This is a genomic window from Rhizobium sp. RHZ01, assembly GCF_014851595.1.
Classification (GTDB): domain Bacteria; phylum Pseudomonadota; class Alphaproteobacteria; order Rhizobiales; family Rhizobiaceae; genus Rhizobium; species Rhizobium altiplani.
In genome coordinates, this window is the sequence record NZ_JACUZZ010000064.1 from 1 (window position 1) to 4,672 (window position 4,672).

The following is a 4,672-nucleotide window of genomic DNA, read 5'->3' on the forward strand; positions in this document are numbered from 1 at the left end:
AAGTGGCAGCAAATGCCGGTCGCTGGTGGCGCAACAGCGGCAAGCTCCTTAACGCCACCCTCACCATTAGATGGGCTGACCAACTTGGAATGCCCAGGCTCGTCTAACCTCAATCTCTCGAACCGCCCGGTGCGGACCCACATGCCGGGTGGTGTGGCAGGGGTGCGATCACATCGATCGCCCCCTATGCCGATTGAGTTCGATTTTGCAAGGGCTCAGCTCAGCAGCGGTAGGCCTTGCTCCATACCGTAGCCCAGCCGAACGTGGGCATCGTCGAAGCTGAGCCAGAAGAAACGGAACAGGATTGGACCCCCGCCGCTGAACGGCGTCATTTCGCGATGCAGCCAGGTGGAGGGCTGCTCACCTTCAAGCGGAATGTGGAAGTAATGTCGCCGGTGGCAGACGTCGCTGCCATCCTTGTAGAAACGGTAGTCATTGACAACCAGCGGGGCGAGGGGAGTCTTAGACAGGATTCCCGTTTCTTCCGAAAACTCTCGAAGGGCTGCCGCGGCGATATCTTCGCCAGCTTCTACCGTGCCGCCCGGAACCTGAAGCTCGATCTCCGGAAAGTCCGGCTCATCGAAAACCAGCAGCCGGTCGCGCCAGGTTGCATAGATCAGCACCTTGAGCGCATCCGGCTTCATCGTTGCCTCAGCTGAAGCGGATGATCGCGACTTCGCCGTCGACGGCGCCCTGATAGGCGGAGGCGTGAGGCTCCTCGGACGGCACTTCGGTCAGCATGCCGATCTGGTCGAGGTCGGCCTCGATGAAACCTTCTTCCGCAAGCGCATTCAGAGCCTCGCGCACGGCGCTGTCGTCGTCGGCGGCCTTGAGCATGATATGGAGATCGACGCCCTCGCTGTTGTCGGACTCATAGCCCTTGCCGATGATGATGAAGACCATCGGGCCTTCGGAAATGTTGTCGTTGTCGGGGGCGGTGATCATCGGATGTCCTTCGATTCGAGATTTGAATCTGATTTCATGCGTTTAGCGTCTGCAATCGGTGATTCCATAGCCGCTTTTTACTGCAATGCTCAAGTTTATCTTGCTGTGCAGCAGCGAATGCGCCTAGAAGCTCCAAAAGAGCGCGTAGTGGCCGGGTTTCAAGGCGTTTGGCCTAAGTTTATTTCTTAACGGCCTTGACGAGACGACGGGAAACCAGTAGTACCCGCGCCATCCGGACCCATGTGAGGCATGGCCATTCGGGGCGACGCGCCCCGGAGATCACCTCAAACAAGGTTCGAAACGCACGTTGAAGATATGATGCCTGCACGCATGACGCATGTCTTTTGCGTCCTCTGCTCTCAGTGGTCCATCTGCGAAAGCGGATCGGGCCATGTTTTGCGCATTGAGACAAGCGTGTGATCTTGCCGGAGACGGCGCGAGTTACGCCCGCAAGGGATTGAGATATAAACGTAAGGGATGGTTGAATGCCTACCGTAAACCAGCTTATCCGCAAGCCGCGTCAGGCGAACGTAAAGCGTAATAAGGTTCCTGCCCTGCAGGAGAACCCGCAGAAGCGCGGCGTTTGCACCCGCGTCTACACGACGACGCCGAAGAAGCCGAACTCGGCTCTGCGTAAGGTCGCAAAGATCCGCCTGACCAACGGCTTCGAAGTCATTGGTTACATCCCCGGTGAAGGCCACAACCTTCAGGAACACTCTGTCGTCATGATCCGCGGCGGCCGTGTTAAGGACCTTCCGGGTGTTCGTTACCACATCATCCGCGGCGTTCTCGATACCCAGGGTGTCAAGAACCGCAAGCAGCGCCGTTCGAAGTACGGTGCGAAGCGTCCGAAGTAATTCGGCTTTGAAATCCCGGCGCTGCGCGAGGTCCTCCGCGTGGTAGAGCGCCTTTAACAATTGAAGAGACGAGAAGTATGTCCAGACGTCACAGAGCAGAAAAGCGCGAGATCAACCCGGACCCGAAGTTCGGCGATCTGGTTGTTACCAAGTTCATGAATGCAATCATGCTTGACGGCAAGAAGTCCGTCGCTGAAAGCATTGTCTACGGCGCATTTGACTCCGTACAGGGCAAGTCCAAGCAGGAGCCGCTCGGCGTGTTCCATCAGGCTCTGGACAACGTTGCTCCGCACGTTGAAGTCCGTTCGCGCCGTGTTGGTGGTGCAACCTACCAGGTTCCGGTTGATGTTCGTCCGGAGCGCCGTCAGGCCCTGGCCATCCGCTGGCTGATCGCTGCCGCGCGCAAGCGCAACGAAACGACCATGATCGACCGACTGTCGGGCGAGCTTCTCGATGCATCCAACAACCGTGGTTCCGCGGTCAAGAAGCGCGAAGACACGCACAAGATGGCTGACGCCAACCGTGCGTTCTCGCATTATCGCTGGTAATCCCGAACGGGTTCGAAAGGCAGTCCACAATGGCTCGCGAATATAAAATTGAAGACTACCGAAATTTCGGTATCATGGCGCACATCGACGCCGGCAAGACGACGACGACTGAGCGTATCCTTTACTACACCGGCAAGTCGCACAAGATCGGCGAAGTGCACGATGGCGCGGCCACGATGGACTGGATGGAGCAGGAGCAGGAGCGTGGTATCACGATCACCTCCGCTGCCACCACGACCTTCTGGAAGGGCCGTGACGGCAAGATGCGCCGCTTCAACATCATCGACACCCCCGGCCACGTCGACTTCACCATCGAAGTCGAGCGTTCGCTGCGCGTTCTCGACGGTGCGATTGCTCTTCTCGACGCCAACGCCGGTGTTGAGCCGCAGACGGAAACCGTCTGGCGCCAGGCAGAGAAGTACAATGTTCCGCGCATGATCTTCTGCAACAAGATGGACAAGACCGGTGCGGACTTCTACCGCTCCGTCGAGATGATCAAGACCCGTCTCGGCGCAACGGCTGTCGTCATGCAGCTGCCGATCGGCGCAGAAAGCGACTTCAAGGGCGTTGTCGACCTGATCGAGATGAACGCTCTCGTCTGGCGCGATGAATCGCTCGGCGCCCAGTGGGATGTCGTCGAAATCCCGGAAGACATGAAGGTCAAGGCTGAAGAATATCGCGAAAAGCTGATCGAGACCGTTGTCGAGATCGACGAAGCCGCGATGGAAGCCTACCTCGAAGGCACCATGCCCGACAACGATCAGATCCGCGCGCTCGTCCGTCGCGGCACGATCGACGTCAAGTTCCACCCGATGTTCTGCGGCACCGCCTTCAAGAACAAGGGCGTTCAGCCGCTGCTCGACGCCGTTGTCGATTACCTGCCGTCGCCGCTCGATATTCCGGCGATCAAGGGCATCGACTTCAAGACGGAAGCCGAAATCGAGCGTCACGCTGACGACTCCGAGCCGCTTTCGATGCTCGCATTCAAGATCATGAACGACCCGTTCGTCGGTTCGCTGACCTTCGCACGCATCTATTCCGGCAAGCTCGAAAAGGGTTCGTCGGTTCTGAACACGGTCAAGGACAAGCGCGAGCGCGTCGGCCGTATGCTGCAGATGCACTCGAACTCGCGTGAAGACATCGAAGAAGCCTTCGCAGGTGATATCGTTGCTCTCGCTGGTCTCAAGGAAACCACTACGGGTGACACGCTCTGCGATCCGCTGAAGCCTGTTATTCTCGAGCGCATGGAATTCCCCGAGCCGGTCATCCAGATCGCGATCGAGCCGAAGTCCAAGGGCGACCAGGAAAAGATGGGCCTCGCGCTCAACCGCCTGGCTGCTGAAGACCCGTCCTTCCGCGTCAAGACCGACCAGGAATCCGGCCAGACGATCATCGCCGGCATGGGCGAACTTCACCTCGACATCATCGTCGACCGCATGCGTCGCGAATTCAAGGTTGAAGCAAACGTCGGTGCTCCGCAGGTTGCCTACCGCGAAACCATCACGCGCCAGCACGAAGAAGACTACACGCACAAGAAGCAGTCCGGTGGTACCGGTCAGTTCGCGCGCGTCAAGATCGTCTTCGAACCGAACCCGGATGGCGAAGACTTCAAGTTCGAGTCCAAGATCGTCGGTGGTGCAGTTCCGAAGGAATACATTCCGGGCGTTCAGAAAGGTATCGAAAGCGTTCTGTCTTCCGGTCCGCTGGCTGGCTTCCCGATGCTCGGCGTCAAGGCGACGCTCATCGACGGTGCCTTCCACGACGTCGACTCGTCGGTTCTGGCGTTCGAAATCGCTTCGCGTGCTTGCTTCCGTGAAGCAGCCAAGAAGGCCGGCGCTCAGCTCCTCGAGCCGATGATGAAGGTCGAAGTCGTCACGCCGGAAGATTACGTCGGTGACGTTATCGGTGACCTGAACTCCCGCCGTGGTCAGATCCAGGGCCAGGAAAGCCGTGGTATCGCCGTCGTCATCGCCGCCAACGTTCCGCTGGCGAACATGTTCAAGTACGTCGATAACCTGCGCTCCATGTCACAGGGCCGTGCTCAGTACACGATGACCTTCGATCACTACGCGCCGGTCCCGTCGAACGTCGCAACGGAAATCCAGGCAAAGTATTCCGGTCAGAAGTGACCGGAATACCAATTGACCGATAACAAGAATTAGATCCCTCACGGGACCTTAAAAGAGTGGAGAGCCCAAATGGCAAAGAGTAAGTTTGAGCGCAACAAGCCGCACGTTAACATCGGCACGATCGGCCACGTTGACCACGGCAAGACGTCTCTGACGGCAGCGATCACGAAGTACTTCGGCGAGTTCAAGGCGT

General features: G+C 58.2%; 6 protein-coding genes. 4 read left to right on the forward strand and 2 right to left on the reverse strand.

What is annotated here, in order from left to right:
* Window positions 1–215: 215 nt before the first annotated feature.
* On the reverse strand, window positions 216–644 hold the full coding sequence (locus IB248_RS30660; RefSeq protein WP_192242225.1) for an NUDIX domain-containing protein: 429 nt from the start codon (window positions 642–644) through the stop codon (window positions 216–218).
* Window positions 645–651: 7 nt separating this feature from the next.
* Window positions 652–945 carry a hypothetical protein gene (locus tag IB248_RS30665; protein ID WP_025662697.1) on the reverse strand — a complete coding sequence of 98 codons (294 nt, stop codon included), beginning with the start codon at window positions 943–945 and terminating at the stop codon, window positions 652–654.
* A 485-nt stretch (window positions 946–1,430) separates the two neighbouring features.
* Between IB248_RS30665 and rpsL the strand changes: the two genes are divergently transcribed.
* The 4 genes from rpsL to IB248_RS30685 all read left to right on the forward strand — a co-directional run.
* Window positions 1,431–1,802 (forward strand): 30S ribosomal protein S12, encoded by a 372-nt coding sequence (gene rpsL / locus IB248_RS30670; RefSeq protein ID WP_003547537.1) that lies wholly within the window; start codon window positions 1,431–1,433, stop codon window positions 1,800–1,802.
* Window positions 1,803–1,879: 77 nt separating this feature from the next.
* The gene (rpsG, locus tag IB248_RS30675; RefSeq protein WP_018860448.1) at window positions 1,880–2,350 is read left to right on the forward strand and encodes a 30S ribosomal protein S7; all 471 of its coding nucleotides are present in this window, start codon (window positions 1,880–1,882) and stop codon (window positions 2,348–2,350) included.
* Window positions 2,351–2,379: 29 nt separating this feature from the next.
* A complete protein-coding gene (gene fusA, locus IB248_RS30680) occupies window positions 2,380–4,479 on the forward strand; it encodes an elongation factor G (RefSeq protein WP_018860447.1) in 2,100 nt (699 codons plus the stop codon).
* 69 nt (window positions 4,480–4,548) lie between these two features.
* The coding region (locus tag IB248_RS30685; protein ID WP_003578655.1) for a GTP-binding protein at window positions 4,549–4,672 on the forward strand (124 nt) is incomplete at its 3' end.

Bases quoted from the DNA above. Each gene is read 5' to 3' on its own strand.
- rpsG (WP_018860448.1), top strand. From the start codon at position 1,880: ATGTCCAGACGTCACAGAGCAGAAAAGCGCGAGATCAACCCGGACCCG.
- IB248_RS30665 (WP_025662697.1), bottom strand. From the start codon at position 945: ATGATCACCGCCCCCGACAACGACAACATTTCCGAAGGCCCGATGGTC.
- fusA (WP_018860447.1), top strand. From the start codon at position 2,380: ATGGCTCGCGAATATAAAATTGAAGACTACCGAAATTTCGGTATCATG.
- IB248_RS30660 (WP_192242225.1), bottom strand. From the start codon at position 644: ATGAAGCCGGATGCGCTCAAGGTGCTGATCTATGCAACCTGGCGCGAC.
- rpsL (WP_003547537.1), top strand. From the start codon at position 1,431: ATGCCTACCGTAAACCAGCTTATCCGCAAGCCGCGTCAGGCGAACGTA.